Genomic DNA, 15,207 nt, shown 5'->3' on the forward strand with positions numbered 1-15,207 from the left:
AGATGAAAGATGACTACGTTATTGAATCCCTACTTTGGCGAGTTTGGCGGTCAATATGTGCCGCAGATTCTGATGCCTGCTCTGCGCCAGTTGGAAAGCGCCTTTGTCGAAGCGCAGCGCGATCCTGAATTTCAGGCTGAATTCACCGATTTGCTGAAAAACTATGCCGGTCGCCCTACCGCATTGACGCTGTGCACCAATCTGACCAAAGGCACGAAAACCCGCCTGTATCTGAAGCGTGAAGATCTACTGCACGGCGGTGCCCACAAAACTAACCAGGTGTTAGGTCAGGCACTGCTTGCTAAGCGCATGGGCAAAAATGAAATTATCGCTGAGACCGGTGCCGGTCAGCATGGTGTGGCTTCAGCATTGGCGTGCGCGCTGCTCGGCATGAAATGCCGCATTTATATGGGTGCAAAAGACGTTGAGCGTCAGTCACCTAACGTGTTCCGTATGCGTTTGATGGGCGCGGAAGTGATTCCGGTGCACAGCGGTTCAGCCACGCTGAAAGATGCCTGTAATGAGGCGCTGCGTGACTGGTCTGGCAGCTACGAAACCGCGCACTATATGCTCGGCACCGCGGCGGGTCCGCATCCCTTCCCGACTATCGTGCGTGAGTTCCAGCGCATGATTGGCGAAGAGACCAAAGCCCAGATTCTGGAACGTGAAGGTCGTCTTCCAGATGCGGTGGTGGCCTGTGTGGGTGGCGGTTCGAATGCCATCGGCATGTTCGCTGACTTTATTGATGACACCAGTGTCGGTTTGATTGGCGTTGAACCTGCGGGTCACGGCATCGAAAGCGGCGAACACGGCGCGCCACTCAAACACGGCCGCGTCGGTATCTACTTTGGTATGAAAGCGCCAATGATGCAGACTGAGGAAGGCCAGATTGAAGAATCCTATTCGATCTCGGCTGGCCTCGATTTCCCTTCTGTTGGCCCACAGCACGCGCATCTCAACAGCATTGGTCGCGCCGAGTATGTGTCAATTACCGATGATGAAGCACTGTCAGCCTTCAAAGAGCTGTGTCGTGCAGAAGGCATTATTCCGGCTCTGGAATCCTCACATGCTCTGGCATATGCGCTGAAAATGATCCGTGAAAATCCGGAAAAAGAGCAGTTGCTGGTGGTTAACTTGTCCGGTCGCGGCGACAAAGACATCTTCACCGTTCACGATATTTTGAAAGCTAAGGGAGAGATCTGATGGAACGTTATAATCAGCTGTTTCAACGTCTGTCGGCGAAGAAAGAAGGCGCCTTTGTTCCTTTCGTCACCCTTGGCGATCCGACCCCTGAACTTTCGCTGAAGATCATCGACACGCTGGTAGAAGGCGGAGCCGATGCGTTAGAGCTTGGCATTCCGTTCTCGGATCCACTGGCGGACGGCCCAACGATTCAGGGCGCAACCTTGCGTGCCTTCGCAGCGGGAACCACCGTTGCGCAGTGTTTCGAGATCCTTGCTGCCGTGCGTCAGAAGTACCCTGAACTGCCGATTGGATTGTTGATGTACGCTAATCTGGTGTTCAGTAAAGGCATCGACAACTTTTACGCGCAGTGTGAAGCCGTAGGCGTTGATTCCGTGCTGGTGGCGGATGTACCGGTAGAAGAGTCTGCGCCGTTCCGTCAGGCTGCGATGCGTCATAACGTTGCACCGATCTTCATCTGCCCACCGAATGCGGATGATGATTTACTGCGTGAGATTGCCTCACACGGCCGCGGTTATACTTATCTGCTGTCGCGCGCGGGCGTCACTGGCGCAGAGAATCGCGCCAGCCAGCCGCTGAATCATCTCATTGATAAATTGCGCGAATACCATGCGGCGCCACCGTTACAGGGCTTTGGTATCTCAGAAGCCAGTCAGGTGAAAGAAGCCATCGCAGCGGGCGCAGCGGGTGCCATTTCGGGCTCGGCGATTGTGAAGATCATCGAACGTAACCAGAACGATCCCGCCACATTGTTAGCTGAACTGAAAGCGTTTGTCAGCGATCTGAAAGCCGGCACGCGCTGAATCCTCAAGGCCCTGTTCGCTATGGCGAATAGGGTCTTCTCTTGATTATTCCAGCCTGAACGTCTGCTCATCTCCCGAACCATCAGGATACGTCAGCTTCATCGTTAGCTTGTCGTTTCTGATTTGCCATGTCAGCTTCTCGTCTTCGGGGCCATCGCGCCAGCGTCCACTACTATCCGGATTATCTGACATCCAGATCACTCTATCGCCCTGAAGTCGGCAGCGTACGGCCCAGCGTGACTGATCGGATGGTCGGATATAATGCACCCACGCGACGCCCTGCTCATCCACTTTGTCCAGTTGCATAATTTTGAAGTTGCGGCCAAAGCTAATCGCGGCAGCAGCCTTGCACAGGGTGCCTAGATGCGGATTCATTATCGGTTCTGCCTGCGCACTGGGCATCGGCAAGTTCTGTGAAGCAAATAGCTGAAGGTAAGACAGATAGCTGATTGTGGCTATCGTCAGAATGGCACGCTTTTTCATTATTGTTTTCCCTGCCTGTGGTGCCTTTACCGGCACACGTCGGCTCTTTGTCTTGTTGTTTTAATATCAGTTTTGCCCTGCTGTTCCAGCTTACCGTTTGCCTTGTTGCCGTCATTGGATCAATAAGTGGTAAAAGTGGCGTATTTCCAACTTTTTCACTCTCCGCGATTTGCCGATTTGCAAAGCGCATACCACAATTAATCGCACCGTCTCGTTGCGGTGAAACATCATCTAAGACAGGGAGATAACCAATGAATTTTTTTAAAGTCGTTGCAGGAATATTAATGGCTGCGGTTATGGCGATCACACTTAGCGCCTGCGCACCGACAGCCACACAGGAAGGGACCGGGGGCTATCTCGATGATACGGTGATTACCACTAAGGTTAAGGCGCAGTTGTTGAATGACGATTCGCTGAAATCCACCGAAATCAACGTCGAAACCTTTAAAGGGAAAGTGCAGTTAAGCGGCTTTGTCAGTTCTCCGCAGATGGCGAACCGTGCTGTCACGGTCACCCGCAGCGTGGAAGGGGTTAAATCTGTGGTTAACAATATGCAGATTAAGTAATAGCGTATCGATACTGCAGCGGGCGGCCTTTGGGTCGCCCGTTGTTTTTCGGTTGTTGCCTCAGAAACGGTAACCCACACCAAAGAAGAACACCCACGGATCGATACGCGTATTAATATTCTGTTGTTCACCGTTGGCTTTAAATTTCACTTCAGTATCAATGTCCATGTACCACAATGATGCGTTCAGCATCCAGTCGCGGTTGATTTGATAATCCATACCCACCTGACCCGCCACGCCCCAGGAATCTTTGACGCTTAAATCACTTAAGCCTGCATCCTGACCGGTTTGATTAAATTTTGCATCGTAGAAGGTGGTGTAGTTGATACCTACCCCAACGTACGGACGCACCGGGCTGCGGCTATCGAAGAAATAGTATTGTGCCATCAGCGTCGGTGGCAGCTGGCGCACGGTCGCCAGATTTCCAGTGGCACCGAGGCCAACCTTGTGACGGAACGGTGTCGCCGCCAGCAGCTCCACGCCGATGTTGTCCGTCGCCATATAGGTGAAGGTGAGTCCAAGCTGGGTGTCGTTGCTGACGTTGAAGCCGCCCATACCCAGCACATTGTCAGAGCCTTCGGTTGGACGAACAGTCGCGCTACCGGCACGCATGAAAAAATCACCCGCCTGATGAGCCAGCGCCAGTTGGGGAATAGCCAGAGCCATGAGCAATGCGCATTTTGCCAGTTTCATAATCACTCCTTTGCATAAAAGTAGGGTCTTAATCGGGATTGCGGCACAAGATCTAACCCTTTTTTGGTAAAAGATCATCTGCATCAATTCAAATTAATCACTTAAAAAACAATGGATTGATTCAGATCAATTTTCGGCATTCCGCCTCTAGAAGAAAAAACGTTAAGGAGGGTTTTCAGGCTGATGAAATGGCTTTGCTGCTTTTATGAACCGGGAACGAAGTCTAATTCCCCATTCTTTACCAGAGATGACACAAAGTTATGGTCTTCCGGGTGCCAGCCTGCCCGCAGAACATGTACAATCGCCGGGTTAATTAACCCGGTTCCATCAAGGAGAGTACATGTCTATCACGGCAAGCTCGTTATACCGTGACACAGGAAATTTTCTGCGTCATCAGCTGGTTACTATTTTGCTGATGGCGCTGCTGACGTCGTTCATTACGGTGATTGTCGGTCATGCATTAACCCCAGGCGAAGACCAGTTATCCCTGCTTAGTCAGGCTGACGACAGCGCGACATCACTGTTTGAATTGGTACAGAATATGTCACCGGATCAGCAGCGCATCTTGCTGCGTGCATCGGCAGCCGGCACCTTTGCAGCGCTGATCGGCAATACGCTGTTGCTCGGCGGTATGCTGTGCCTAATCCCGCTGGTCTCCAATGGCCAACGCGTGAGTGCCCTGCGAGCGATCGGTGCCTCCGCGCCACTGCTGCCAAAACTGCTGCTGCAGACCTTCCTGATTACCTTGCTGGTGCAAATCGGCTTTATGGTGCTGATGGTGCCTGGCGTGATTCTGGCGATTCTGCTGTCACTGGCGCCGGTGATGCTGGTCAGCGAGAAAATGGGTGTGATTGGGGCAATGCGTGCGAGCATGAAGCTGGCATGGAAGAACATGAAACTGATTGCCCCTGCCATCGTGCTGTGGCTGCTGGCCAAAATTGTGCTGATGTTCCTTATTTCATCGCTTACCGTTTTGCCGGTCAATATTGCGTCAGTGGTGATGAATGCGCTGGGTAATCTGGTCTCTGCCATTCTGATTATCTATTTGTACCGTCTGTATATGCTGTTACGTTAACAGCGATGGCGCTCTGCGGAGCGCCTTTATTGAACGCTCCTGCCCTAACTGGAAACGCTATGAAGCAGTTACTCGATTTTCTTCCCCTGGTAGTTTTCTTTATCTTCTACAAGCTATACGACATCTTTGTCGCTTCAGGCGCCCTGATTGTCGCCACGGGCCTGGCGCTGGTGGTCAGTTGGGTGCTGTATCGCAAACTGGAAAAGATGACTATTTTCACCTTTGCGCTGGTGACGGTCTTCGGCACATTAACGCTGGTGTTCCATAACGATGAGTTCATCAAATGGAAAGTCACTGTGATCTATTCCCTGTTCGCGTTGGCTCTGCTTTACAGCCAGTTCTTTATGGAACAGCCGCTGATTCAGCGCATGCTGGGTAAAGAGTTGCAGTTGCCTGGTGTGGTGTGGCGTCGTTTGAATATTGCCTGGGCAATCTTCTTCTTCGTCTGCGGCCTCGTAAATATCTATGTTGCGTTTTGGTTATCACAAGAGTTTTGGGTTAACTTTAAAGTGTTTGGTCTGACCGGCCTGACCCTACTGTTTACTCTGTTAAGCGGCGTGTACATCTGGCGACAGATGCCGCAACAAGAACAAAAATAAGCTACTCCGCCCGACACAGTCGGGCTTCTCTTCACCTGCAGAAGAACTGAGCAATGGACGAAAAACATAAATTGCCGCAAGGCGAGATGGTGTCGCGCACCCTGGCGATGCCAGCGGATACCAATGCCAATGGTGATATTTTTGGCGGCTGGTTGATGTCACAGATGGATATGGGCGGCGCTATCATGGCCAAGGAGATCGCCGAAGGTCGTGTGGTCACCGTACGCGTTGATGGTATGACGTTCCTGAAACCGGTGGCAGTAGGCGATGTGGTGAGCTGCTATGCGCGTTGCATGCACACCGGTAACAGTTCGATGACCATCAATGTAGAAGTGTGGATCAAAAAGGTGTCGTCTGAGCCAATCGGTCAGACGTATTGCGCCACCGAAGCGGTATTTGTCTACGTTGCCGTGGATAACACAGGAAAATCCCGCCCGCTGCCCCCCGGCAAAGCTAATCTTGCCGATTAACAGCGATAAAAAAAGCGGTCAATGACCGCTTTTTCTTAGCCTTCAACGCAGGTTTACTCGATGTTAGCGCCGCCGTTGATACGGAACACAATGTTCATGGTCAGGCCTTTTCCAGGACGACCAGGCTGATAACGCCACTTTTTCATCGCCTGCTTCACTTCACGCTCGAACATATTGCGCGGTTCGGCGGAGAGAACTTCCACATTATCGACACGACCGTCACTATCCACATCAAACTGCACGCGTACACGGCCTTCCACGCGTAACGCAAACGCACGCGCCGGATAGGCAGGTTTGCTCACGTTCATCGCCTTCGGCCCGTCAGAGACGGTTTGCGTTGGCGCTGGGTTACTCTTCGGTGCCGTGGTCGGACGCGTCTGGGTGGTCGGGATGTCCTGCTTGACCGGATTCTCCTGCGGCTTCACTTCCTTACGCGGCTTAGGCTCGACCTTTTTCTCTACCTTCGGCTTGGGTTTTGGCTTGGGCTTCGGTTCAGGTTTTGGAATCGGCACGGGCTCGACTTTTGGCGGCTCAGGAGCGACTTCCGGCTCAGGTTCGGGCTCTGGCGGCGGCGGTGTCACCACCGCGGGGGCCGGTTCTGGCTGCACTTCAGGTGCCACCATGGTCACGCTGATTGGCTGGGATGCTTTCGGAACCTCAATGGTCTGATGAAACGATGCATAGAGAATGCCCGCAATCAACGAGCCGTGGAGTACCACGGACAAGATCATAGCTACGGGGGTACGTGTAGGAAGAGGCGTAATCAACGTCGTCATATCAGTCATATTCATTGAGTGAAGCGCAGATTTTAAATGCAAATAGCAATCAGTTTCAATAAGCGATGTGTAAGGCACCCGCAGAAATGCGTTTTTTAGCGGGAATTGCGCTATATAGCGGTGGTTTTATCTTTCATTTGCACTCTGATTAACGATCACTTAACGTGTCTCGCAATTTCGGCAAGTCTATCGGGAGTACCCCATCGTGCTTTACGTCATTTATGCGGAAGATACCGCAGATTCACTGGAAAAACGCAATTCCGTACGCCCGGCGCATCTCGCGCGCTTGCAGTTACTGCAGGATGAAGGTCGACTGATCGCCGCAGGCCCTCTGCCCGCTGTGGATAGCAACGATCCGGGTCCCGCAGGTTTTACCGGTTCAGTGATCATTGCTGAGTTTTCCTCGCTGGAAACCGCACAATCCTGGGCCAATGACGATCCCTACATTGCCGCTGGCGTGTATGAGAAAGTGGCGGTCAAACCGTTCAAACGCGTATTTTAATCGATGTGGCAGTCTGTTTTACTGCTGGTAGCGGTTTTGACGTTAATTGGCAGAGCTTTATGGATTTGGCGTCAGCAAGGCTGGCGCCAGGCCCGGCAGCACATCGTGATGTTGGTTGTGCTGGCGGCCGCATTACAGATCGTCAATGTCTCTCTGGTATTACGCGGCGCTTAACGGCCGCGTAAGCCATTTACATATTCTGTGTGATGAACAGGATTGAGCGGCGATGCTGCTGCGCGACCTGATGACGAATGGTATGGATACGTTTATAACGACGCGACTGCCCTTCCAGCCAACGTGCACGACGGCGGTGTACCTGACGTAACATTCTCCAGCGCGCCACTTCATTTCTGCTTCGTCTCATCACATCCTCATCAGACAGGCTAAACTCGCCAGGCATTATAAAGATCTGATTGAAAATGCCAAATCGAAAGCTTCATTGAACTGTCATTCACGATTAAAGGTTTCACTAGTGCTATTCAGCACGTAAACTTTCCTCATCAAAGCGCGAACAGGATGTCCACTTAATGACTACATTTTATACCCTAATCAGTTGGTTGCTGCTGTTCGGCTACTGGTTGCTGATTGCGGGTGTCACGCTGCGTATTCTGATGAAACGCCGCGCAGTGACGTCCGCCATGGCCTGGTTGCTGATCATCTATATTCTGCCGCTGGTGGGTATTATCGCGTATCTGTCGTTTGGTGAACTCCATCTGGGTAAACGCCGGGCTGAACGCGCGCGCACCATGTGGCCTTCTACCGCCAGGTGGCTAAACGATCTCAAACAGTGCCGGCACATCTTCGCCACTGAACACAGTGACGTTGCACGCTCATTATTTGAACTCTGCCACCATCGCCAGGGCATTGCGGGTGTCAAAGGCAATCAGCTACAGCTGCTCACTAACTCTGATGACGTGATGCACGCGTTGATCCGTGACATCCAATTGGCACGCCACAATATTGAGATGGTGTTTTACATCTGGCATCCCGGCGGGCTGGCGGACGAAGTGGCAGAATCGCTCATGGCCGCCTCGCGCCGTGGTGTGCATTGCCGATTGATGCTGGACTCCGCGGGTAGCGTGACATTTTTCCGCAGCCCGTGGGTGAATATGATGCGTAACGCGGGCATCGACGTGGTTGAGGCGTTACAGGTGAGCCTGCTGCGTGTATTCCTGCGCCGGATGGATTTGCGACAGCATCGCAAAGTTGTGCTCATCGATAACTATATTGCTTACACCGGCAGCATGAATCTGGTCGATCCACGCTACTTTAAGCAGGATGCTGGCGTGGGCCAGTGGATCGATCTGATGGCGCGTATGGAAGGGCCGGTCGCGACCACCATGGGCATCGTTTACGCCTGCGACTGGGAGATCGAAACCGGCAAACGCATTCTGCCGCCTGCGCCTGATGCCAATATCATGCCGTTTGAGCAGGAAAGCGGTCATATCATCCAGGTGATCGCTTCCGGGCCGGGCTTCCCGGAAGATATGATTCACCAGGCGCTGTTAACGGCGGTCTATTCCGCACGTGAACAACTGATCATGACTACCCCCTATTTCGTCCCCAGTGACGACCTGCTGCACGCAATCTGCACCGCGGCACAACGCGGTGTGGAAGTCAGCATTGTGGTGCCACGCCATAATGATTCGCTACTGGTCGGCTGGGCCAGTCGCGCGTTCTTCACCGAGTTGCTCGAAGCAGGCGTTAAAATCTACCAATTTGAAGACGGTTTGCTGCACACCAAAAGCGTGCTGGTCGATGGGCAGCTGAGTCTGGTTGGCACCGTGAACCTGGATATGCGCAGCCTGTGGCTCAATTTTGAAATCACACTGGTCATCGATGATGATGGATTTGGCAGCGATCTGGCCACGGTGCAGGATGACTATATCGCCCGCTCACGCTTGCTGGATGGCGCGCGCTGGGCTAAACGTGCGTGGTGGCAGCGCATCGTTGAACGACTGTTTTACTTCTTTAGCCCTTTACTGTAAAACGAGCGAAAATATTACCGCCTCAGAGCAAGCAGGAATGACCATGGATTTAAATAATCGCCTTACCGAAGATGAAACGCTGGAGCAGGCTTACGACATTTTTCTGGAGCTGGCTGGTGATAACCTCGATCCGGCTGACATCATTCTGTTCAATCTGCAGTTTGAAGAGCGCGGCGGCGCAGAGCTGTTTGATCCGGCTGAAGACTGGCAGGAGCATGTTGATTTTGATCTCAATCCGGACTTCTTCGCCGAAGTAGTGATTGGTTTGGGTGAAGCGGATGGCGAGCCGATTACCGATGTGTTTGCCCGCGTGCTGCTGTGCCGCGAGAAAGACCACAAGCTGTGTCACATTCTCTGGCGTGAATAATCGCTAACGAATAAAACAACGCCGGGCAATTGCCCGGCGTTTTCTTTTCGACCTTACAACGGGTCGACCTTCAGGCAAGATACCGCATGGCGGAAACTGCCCTCCAGCAACGGACGCGTTTTTGCACATTCAGGTCCGGCAATCGGACAACGGGTGCGGAATACGCAGCCTGATGGCGGATTGATTGGCGAAGGTAACTCACCCTCCAGCAACTGAATCTGTTTGTTTTTCTCCAGATCGGGATCCGGAATCGGCACCGCAGACATCAGCGCACGGGTGTACGGGTGCTGTGGATTGTTGTACACCGAATCATAGGTGCCCAACTCAACCGCATGACCGAGATACATCACCAGTACACGATCCGAGATGTGCTTCACCACCGCCAGATCGTGCGCGATGAAGATCAGCGACAACCCCATTTCACGCTGTAATTTCTGCAGCAGGTTCACCACCTGCGCCTGAATCGACACGTCCAGCGCCGAAACCGGCTCATCGCAAATAATCAGCTTAGGTTCAAGGATAAGCGCACGCGCAATACCAATACGCTGACACTGACCACCTGAAAACTCGTGCGGATAACGGTTGATGAGGTTTGGCAGCAGCCCAACCTTCATCATCATGTTTTTTACCTTATCCTTCACTTCCTGCTTTGGCATCTTCGGATAGTAGGTGCGCAGCGGCTCGGCAATAATGTCGCCGATGGTCATGCGCGGGTTCAGCGAGGCCAGCGGGTCCTGGAAAATCATCTGGATATCGCTACGCGCCTGGCGCCACTCATCCTGACTCTGTCCCAGCAGGTCGCGTCCCAACCACGCCACACGGCCTTCGGTGGCTTTTACCAGGCCAATGATGGCGCGCGCCAGGGTGGATTTACCACAGCCCGATTCGCCCACTACGCCGAGCGTTTCGCCCTCATATAAGCGCAGGCTGACGCCATCCACCGCCTTCAGCGTTTTTGGCGGCTGCCAGAACCACTGTTTGCCGTCTTTGATCTCGAAATGCACTTTAAGATCGGCGATTTCCAGCAAGACTTTCTTCTCTTCGATGATGGTACTCATGCTAATTCCTCCACCGGTTTGAAGCAGGCTCGCAGACGGCCTTCAGCGAAAGGTTCCAGCGGCGGTGACTTGGTACATACGTCCATCGCAAAGGCGCAACGTGGCTGGAACGGACAGCCCTGCGGCAGGCGCAACAGGTTAGGCGGGTTGCCAGGAATGGTGGTGAGTGATTCGCCCTCTTCCGCATCCAGGCGCGGTACCGCACTCAGTAAGCCAATCGAGTAAGGATGCGCAGGCTGATAGAACACATCGCGTGCACGGCCATACTCCATGGTACGTCCGGCGTACATCACCAGCACCTTGTCACAGATACCGGCAACCACCCCAAGATCGTGGGTGATCATAATGATCGCGGTGTTGAATTCGCGTTTCAGCTCATTCAACAGCGTCATGATCTGCGCCTGCACCGTCACATCCAGCGCCGTGGTGGGTTCATCGGCAATCAGCAATTTAGGACGACACAGCAGCGCCATAGCGATCATCACACGCTGACGCATGCCGCCAGAGAATTCATGCGGGAACATCTTCATGCGCTTGCGCGCTTCCGGCATTTTCACCGCATCCAGCATCCGCACGGACTCTTCAAACGCCTGCGCGCTGCTCATCCCTTTATGCAGTTTCAAGACTTCCATCAGCTGCTCACCCACACGCATGTAAGGATTGAGCGAGGTCATCGGGTCCTGGAAAATCATCGCAATCTGCTCTGCACGCAGCTTGTTCAGTTTGTTCTCCGGGAGATTGAGAATCTCATTGCCGTTGAATTTTGCCGAACCACCAATGCGACCGTTTTTGGCCAGCAGCCCCATCAGGGCGAAAGCGGTCTGTGACTTGCCCGATCCCGATTCGCCTACGATGCCCAGGGTTTCGCCGGCACGCAGTGAAAAGTTGAGGTCGTTGACCGCGGTGACATCACCATCGTGGGTGCCAAAGGTGACGCGCAGGTCTTTTACTTCCAGCAGCAGGTTACTGTTTCCCGCACGTGCAGCCATCGCTGGCTGAAATTCATGTATGGTCATCGGGAAACTCCTTAACGATCTTTCGGGTCGAGGGCATCACGCAGGCCATCGCCGATAAAGTTGAAACAGAACAGCGTGACCACAAGGAAACCCGCCGGGAACATCAGCAACCAGGGCGAAACTTCCATTGAGTTGGCGCCATCACTCAGTAGTGCGCCCCAACTGCTCAGCGGTTCTTGCGTACCCAACCCGAGGAAACTAAGGAAGGACTCAAACAAAATCATGCTCGGCACCAGCAATGAGGCATACACCACCACCACACCCAGCACGTTCGGGACGATGTGGCGCAGTACGATATTGAAGGTCGAAACTCCACCCACCTGTGCCGCTTCAATGAACTCTTTACGCTTCAGGCCCAGCGTCTGGCCACGCACGATACGCGCCATATCCAGCCACGACACCATGCCGATCGCCACAAAAATCAGCAGGATGTTACGACCAAAGAAGGTCACCAGCAGGATCACGAAGAACATGAACGGGAAGGAGTTGAGGATTTCCAGAATACGCATCATTACGGAGTCGATTTTACCCCCGAGATAGCCCGCCAGTGAGCCATATAGCGTGCCCACCAGCACCGCGATCAACGCGGAGGCGATGCCGACCATCAATGAGATACGACCGCCAATCGCCACGCGCACCAGTAAGTCACGTCCGGATGAATCGGTACCAAACCAGTGGCCTGATACCGTATCCGGAGCGGCTGACATCATGGCCCAGTCCGTATCGTCATATTTGAACTGCGACAGCACAGGTGCCAACACCACAAACAGGGTAATCACCAGCAGCACCAGCAAACTAATAAACGCGGCGCGGTTATGAATAAAGCGGCGACGCGCATCCTGCCACAGGCTGCGCCCTTCGACTTCCAGTTTTTCACTGAAGGCATCCAGAGCTTCGCTGTTTTTCTTACTTAACATCATGGGCGAGCTCCACAATCAGTAACGGATTTTCGGATCGATCACGGCATACAGCACATCAACGATCGCGTTAAACAGAATGGTCAGCACACCGACCAAAATGGTCAGACTCATCACCAGAGAATAGTCACGGTTCAGAGCACCGTTAACAAACAACTGGCCGATACCCGGCAGACCATAAATCGATTCGATCACCATTGAACCCGTGATGATGCCGACGAATGCCGGTCCCATATACGAGAGCACGGGCAGCATCGCCGGCTTGAGCGCATGACGCAGCACGATGCGGCGCAGCGGTAACCCTTTGGCGCGCGCGGTGCGGATGAAGTTAGAGTGCATCACTTCAATCATCGAGCCACGCGTAATACGCGCGATGCTGGCGATATACGCCAGAGACAGCGCCACCATCGGCAACAGCATGTAATTCCATTGGCCGCCGTTCCAGCCACCGCCCGGCAGCCAGCGCAAGGTAATCGCGAAGACCAGCACCAGCAGCGGCGCGACGACAAAGCTGGGTATCACAACGCCCGTCATGGCGACCCCCATCACCGCGTAATCCCACAAACTGTTCTGTTTGAGCGCGGCAATAACCCCAGCCGTCACGCCCAGGATCACCGCAAGGAAGAAGGCTGCGAGGCCGAGTTTGGCCGAAACCGGGAAGGCGTGGCCGACCAGATAGTTAACCGAGTAATCTTTGTACTTAAACGATGGACCAAAGTCGCCGTGCGCAAGCTGCACTAAATAGCTGACGTACTGTTTACCGATCGGATCGTTCAGGTGATATTTGGCTTCGATGTTCGCCATCACTTCAGGCGAGAGCGTGCGCTCGCCGGTAAACGGACTGCCGGGTGCCAGTCGCATCATAAAGAAGGAGATGGTGATCAGGATGAAGAGTGTCGGGATCGCTTCCAGAAGCCGACGCAGGATGAATTTTAACATTGCCGTACCTACCAGGCTGTTGCTTCACAAAGTCAAAAAGGCGGCGCTACAGCGCCGCCACTGTCGATAGCCTGAGTGCTATTAATGTTTAATGATATACAGGTTTTTATCGAGGGTTTTATCCAGCGGATCATTACCGGTGTAACCGCCCACGTACGGCTTAACCAGACGTGCGTTGACGTAGTAGTAAACCGGCACAATGGTGCTGTCTTTATCCAGAATCTGCTCAGCTTTCTGGTAATCCGCAACACGGGCTTTATCGTCTACCGCTTTCACCGCATCGTGGATCACTTTATCGAAGTCCGCGCTCTTATAGTGCGAGGTGTTACTACTGCTGTCAGACAGCATGATGTTCAGGAACGAAGTTGGCTCGTTATAGTCTGCACACCATGCCGCGCGGGAAACATCGAAGTTGCCTTGATGACGGGTATCCAGGAAGGTTTTCCACTCCTGGTTTTCCAGCTTGATGTTCACGCCAATGTTCTTTTTCCAGATCGAAGAAGCGGCGATAGCCAGTTTCTTATGCAGATCTGAGGTGTTATACAGCAGGTTGAAGGTCAGTGGCTTATCCGCCGTGTAACCTGCTTCGGCCAGCAGTTTTTTCGCTTCTTCGTTACGCTTGTTCTGATCCCACTTGAACCAGTCTGGCGGCAGCAATTCCATACCGTCGGTGGCTGGCGGGGTGAAGCTGTAGGCCGGTAACTGACCCTGCGCCAGCACCTTGTTTACCATGATGTCACGATCCAGACCCAGTTTCAGCGCAGTACGTACGCGCGGATCGGTGAATGGCGCTTTCTGGTTGTTGATTTCATAGTAGTAGGTGCAGAGATACGGCTTCACCATCAACTCTTTACCATTGTCGCGCTGCAGTTTTTTGAACAGCTCGATCGGCATGTTGTTATAGGTGATGTCGCTACCGTTCTCAGAGAAGTAACGGTTCACGTCACTCACTTCTGAGTTGATCGGCAGGAAGGTCACTTTGTTCAGCACGGTGTGCGCATTATCCCAATATTCCGGGTTACGTACGATGGTGACACGTTCGTTGATGACGTGTGATTCCAGTTTGAAAGCACCGTTGCCAACCCAGTTCTGCGGCTGCGTCCACTGATCGCCAAATTTCTCAACTGCAGGCTTATAAACCGGTGACATCACGGAGTTGATCAGCAGCTTATAGAAGTAAGGTACTGGCTCGCTGAGGGTGACTTCCAGCGTATGGTCATCAATGGCTTTCACACCCAGATCGGTGATCGGTTTTTTACCGGCGATGATGTCATCGACATTCAGGATGTGGCCGTACTGCGGATAGCTGGCGTAAGGAGAAGCGGTCTTAGGATCGACTAAACGCTCCCAGCTATACACGAAATCTTGTGCCGTAACCGGCTCGCCATTGGACCATTTGGCGTTTTTGCGCAGATGGAAAGTCCAGACTTTAAAGTCTTTGTTTTCCCAGCTTTCCGCCACACCCGGAACCGGTTTGCCATCGCTATCGCTGATGATCAGACCTTCGTACAGATCGCGTGCGATGTTGTCTTCCGGCACGCCTTCAATCTTATGCGGGTCGAGCGATTGCACTTCATCGCCATTACCACGTACCAGCTCCTGTTTTGCTGCCAATTCAACGCCTGCTGGCGCTGCTGCCAATGCGGCATTCCCTGCCAGCGCGCCGATTGCTGCAAGAACGCCTGCGGCAATCAGGCTTTTTTTCGTGATGTTGTTCATTACTTAGCTCCAGTTTTATTATCGTCACCAGGT

Annotated in this window: 19 protein-coding genes; 10 read left to right on the forward strand and 9 right to left on the reverse strand. The window is 53.1% G+C overall.

Annotated features, from left to right (window positions below; translation table 11 throughout):
* Nucleotides 1-9: 9 nt before the first annotated feature.
* Complete coding sequence (gene trpB / locus ACXI0A_RS12480; protein ID WP_476148537.1) at nt 10-1,203, forward strand: tryptophan synthase subunit beta; 1,194 nt, start codon at nt 10-12, stop codon at nt 1,201-1,203.
* The gene (gene trpA / locus ACXI0A_RS12485) at nt 1,203-2,006 is read left to right on the forward strand and encodes a tryptophan synthase subunit alpha (protein WP_224931881.1); all 804 of its coding nucleotides are present in this window, start codon (nt 1,203-1,205) and stop codon (nt 2,004-2,006) included. Before trpB ends, trpA begins: the two co-directional genes overlap by 1 nt.
* Before the next feature lie 45 nt (nt 2,007-2,051).
* Here trpA and ACXI0A_RS12490 read toward each other — a convergent pair whose 3' ends face one another.
* Nucleotides 2,052-2,489 carry a hypothetical protein gene (locus ACXI0A_RS12490; RefSeq protein WP_479485258.1) on the reverse strand — a complete coding sequence of 146 codons (438 nt, stop codon included), beginning with the start codon at nt 2,487-2,489 and terminating at the stop codon, nt 2,052-2,054.
* A gap of 251 nt (nt 2,490-2,740) precedes the next feature.
* On the opposite strand from ACXI0A_RS12490, the gene ACXI0A_RS12495 reads away from it, so the two are divergent.
* The gene (locus ACXI0A_RS12495) at nt 2,741-3,055 is read left to right on the forward strand and encodes a BON domain-containing protein (RefSeq protein WP_476148535.1); all 315 of its coding nucleotides are present in this window, start codon (nt 2,741-2,743) and stop codon (nt 3,053-3,055) included.
* A gap of 60 nt (nt 3,056-3,115) precedes the next feature.
* Here the strand turns inward: ACXI0A_RS12495 and ompW are convergent, their stop codons facing one another.
* Entirely contained in the window at nt 3,116-3,748 is a 633-nt protein-coding gene (gene ompW / locus ACXI0A_RS12500) for an outer membrane protein OmpW (protein WP_097116991.1), read from the reverse strand.
* A gap of 340 nt (nt 3,749-4,088) precedes the next feature.
* Here ompW and ACXI0A_RS12505 point away from each other — a divergent pair, with 340 nt between their 5' ends.
* From ACXI0A_RS12505 to yciA, 3 genes are read left to right on the forward strand one after another with little or no spacing between them, the layout of a single operon-like run.
* Nucleotides 4,089-4,823: a YciC family protein gene (locus ACXI0A_RS12505; RefSeq protein ID WP_100700643.1), complete on the forward strand. Its 735-nt coding sequence runs from the start codon at nt 4,089-4,091 to the stop codon at nt 4,821-4,823.
* A gap of 59 nt (nt 4,824-4,882) precedes the next feature.
* Nucleotides 4,883-5,422, forward strand: a complete 540-nt coding sequence (locus tag ACXI0A_RS12510; protein WP_224931877.1) for a septation protein A — start codon at nt 4,883-4,885, stop codon at nt 5,420-5,422.
* Between the two features lie 53 nt (nt 5,423-5,475).
* Entirely contained in the window at nt 5,476-5,892 is a 417-nt protein-coding gene (gene yciA, locus ACXI0A_RS12515) for an acyl-CoA thioester hydrolase YciA (protein WP_224931875.1), read from the forward strand.
* Nucleotides 5,893-5,945: 53 nt separating this feature from the next.
* Here yciA and tonB read toward each other — a convergent pair whose 3' ends face one another.
* Nucleotides 5,946-6,668 carry a TonB system transport protein TonB gene (gene tonB, locus ACXI0A_RS12520; protein WP_224931873.1) on the reverse strand — a complete coding sequence of 241 codons (723 nt, stop codon included), beginning with the start codon at nt 6,666-6,668 and terminating at the stop codon, nt 5,946-5,948.
* Nucleotides 6,669-6,873: 205 nt separating this feature from the next.
* Between tonB and ACXI0A_RS12525 the strand changes: the two genes are divergently transcribed.
* Together ACXI0A_RS12525 and ACXI0A_RS12530 are read left to right on the forward strand one after the other, a co-directional pair.
* The gene (locus ACXI0A_RS12525; protein ID WP_039334626.1) at nt 6,874-7,170 is read left to right on the forward strand and encodes a YciI family protein; all 297 of its coding nucleotides are present in this window, start codon (nt 6,874-6,876) and stop codon (nt 7,168-7,170) included.
* A gap of 3 nt (nt 7,171-7,173) precedes the next feature.
* On the forward strand, nt 7,174-7,344 hold the full coding sequence (locus ACXI0A_RS12530) for a hypothetical protein (RefSeq protein WP_166936081.1): 171 nt from the start codon (nt 7,174-7,176) through the stop codon (nt 7,342-7,344).
* A gap of 16 nt (nt 7,345-7,360) precedes the next feature.
* On the opposite strand, the gene ACXI0A_RS12535 is transcribed toward ACXI0A_RS12530, so the two are convergent.
* Nucleotides 7,361-7,534 (reverse strand): YciY family protein, encoded by a 174-nt coding sequence (locus tag ACXI0A_RS12535; RefSeq protein ID WP_224931870.1) that lies wholly within the window; start codon nt 7,532-7,534, stop codon nt 7,361-7,363.
* Nucleotides 7,535-7,697: 163 nt separating this feature from the next.
* Between ACXI0A_RS12535 and cls the strand changes: the two genes are divergently transcribed.
* The gene (gene cls / locus ACXI0A_RS12540; RefSeq protein WP_224931868.1) at nt 7,698-9,158 is read left to right on the forward strand and encodes a cardiolipin synthase; all 1,461 of its coding nucleotides are present in this window, start codon (nt 7,698-7,700) and stop codon (nt 9,156-9,158) included.
* 37 nt (nt 9,159-9,195) lie between these two features.
* The gene (locus ACXI0A_RS12545) at nt 9,196-9,525 is read left to right on the forward strand and encodes an HI1450 family dsDNA-mimic protein (protein ID WP_196761379.1); all 330 of its coding nucleotides are present in this window, start codon (nt 9,196-9,198) and stop codon (nt 9,523-9,525) included.
* Between the two features lie 53 nt (nt 9,526-9,578).
* Here the strand turns inward: ACXI0A_RS12545 and oppF are convergent, their stop codons facing one another.
* The 5 genes from oppF to oppA all read right to left on the reverse strand — a co-directional run bounded on the left by oppF (nt 9,579) and on the right by oppA (nt 15,174).
* Nucleotides 9,579-10,583, reverse strand: a complete 1,005-nt coding sequence (gene oppF / locus ACXI0A_RS12550; RefSeq protein ID WP_224931866.1) for a murein tripeptide/oligopeptide ABC transporter ATP binding protein OppF — start codon at nt 10,581-10,583, stop codon at nt 9,579-9,581.
* A complete protein-coding gene (oppD, locus tag ACXI0A_RS12555) occupies nt 10,580-11,599 on the reverse strand; it encodes an oligopeptide ABC transporter ATP-binding protein OppD (protein ID WP_476148529.1) in 1,020 nt (339 codons plus the stop codon). The genes oppF and oppD overlap by 4 nt, the downstream gene beginning before the upstream one ends.
* Before the next feature lie 11 nt (nt 11,600-11,610).
* Nucleotides 11,611-12,519 (reverse strand): oligopeptide ABC transporter permease OppC, encoded by a 909-nt coding sequence (gene oppC / locus ACXI0A_RS12560; protein WP_224931862.1) that lies wholly within the window; start codon nt 12,517-12,519, stop codon nt 11,611-11,613.
* Nucleotides 12,520-12,534: 15 nt separating this feature from the next.
* Entirely contained in the window at nt 12,535-13,455 is a 921-nt protein-coding gene (oppB, locus tag ACXI0A_RS12565) for an oligopeptide ABC transporter permease OppB (protein WP_038646657.1), read from the reverse strand.
* An 81-nt stretch (nt 13,456-13,536) separates the two neighbouring features.
* Complete coding sequence (gene oppA / locus ACXI0A_RS12570; RefSeq protein ID WP_224931860.1) at nt 13,537-15,174, reverse strand: oligopeptide ABC transporter substrate-binding protein OppA; 1,638 nt, start codon at nt 15,172-15,174, stop codon at nt 13,537-13,539.
* Nucleotides 15,175-15,207: the final 33 nt, after the last annotated feature.

This window comes from Pantoea sp. C1E2 (assembly GCF_056491465.1).

Coding starts and splice junctions, on each gene's coding strand:
- trpB (WP_476148537.1), top strand. CDS start 10: ATGACTACGTTATTGAATCCCTACTTTGGCGAGTTTGGCGGTCAATAT.
- trpA (WP_224931881.1), top strand. CDS start 1,203: ATGGAACGTTATAATCAGCTGTTTCAACGTCTGTCGGCGAAGAAAGAA.
- ACXI0A_RS12490 (WP_479485258.1), bottom strand. CDS start 2,489: ATGAAAAAGCGTGCCATTCTGACGATAGCCACAATCAGCTATCTGTCT.
- ACXI0A_RS12495 (WP_476148535.1), top strand. CDS start 2,741: ATGAATTTTTTTAAAGTCGTTGCAGGAATATTAATGGCTGCGGTTATG.
- ompW (WP_097116991.1), bottom strand. CDS start 3,748: ATGAAACTGGCAAAATGCGCATTGCTCATGGCTCTGGCTATTCCCCAA.
- ACXI0A_RS12505 (WP_100700643.1), top strand. CDS start 4,089: ATGTCTATCACGGCAAGCTCGTTATACCGTGACACAGGAAATTTTCTG.
- ACXI0A_RS12510 (WP_224931877.1), top strand. CDS start 4,883: ATGAAGCAGTTACTCGATTTTCTTCCCCTGGTAGTTTTCTTTATCTTC.
- yciA (WP_224931875.1), top strand. CDS start 5,476: ATGGACGAAAAACATAAATTGCCGCAAGGCGAGATGGTGTCGCGCACC.
- tonB (WP_224931873.1), bottom strand. CDS start 6,668: ATGACGACGTTGATTACGCCTCTTCCTACACGTACCCCCGTAGCTATG.
- ACXI0A_RS12530 (WP_166936081.1), top strand. CDS start 7,174: ATGTGGCAGTCTGTTTTACTGCTGGTAGCGGTTTTGACGTTAATTGGC.
- ACXI0A_RS12535 (WP_224931870.1), bottom strand. CDS start 7,534: ATGAGACGAAGCAGAAATGAAGTGGCGCGCTGGAGAATGTTACGTCAG.
- cls (WP_224931868.1), top strand. CDS start 7,698: ATGACTACATTTTATACCCTAATCAGTTGGTTGCTGCTGTTCGGCTAC.
- ACXI0A_RS12545 (WP_196761379.1), top strand. CDS start 9,196: ATGACCATGGATTTAAATAATCGCCTTACCGAAGATGAAACGCTGGAG.
- oppF (WP_224931866.1), bottom strand. CDS start 10,583: ATGAGTACCATCATCGAAGAGAAGAAAGTCTTGCTGGAAATCGCCGAT.
- oppD (WP_476148529.1), bottom strand. CDS start 11,599: ATGACCATACATGAATTTCAGCCAGCGATGGCTGCACGTGCGGGAAAC.
- oppC (WP_224931862.1), bottom strand. CDS start 12,519: ATGATGTTAAGTAAGAAAAACAGCGAAGCTCTGGATGCCTTCAGTGAA.
- oppB (WP_038646657.1), bottom strand. CDS start 13,455: ATGTTAAAATTCATCCTGCGTCGGCTTCTGGAAGCGATCCCGACACTC.
- oppA (WP_224931860.1), bottom strand. CDS start 15,174: ATGAACAACATCACGAAAAAAAGCCTGATTGCCGCAGGCGTTCTTGCA.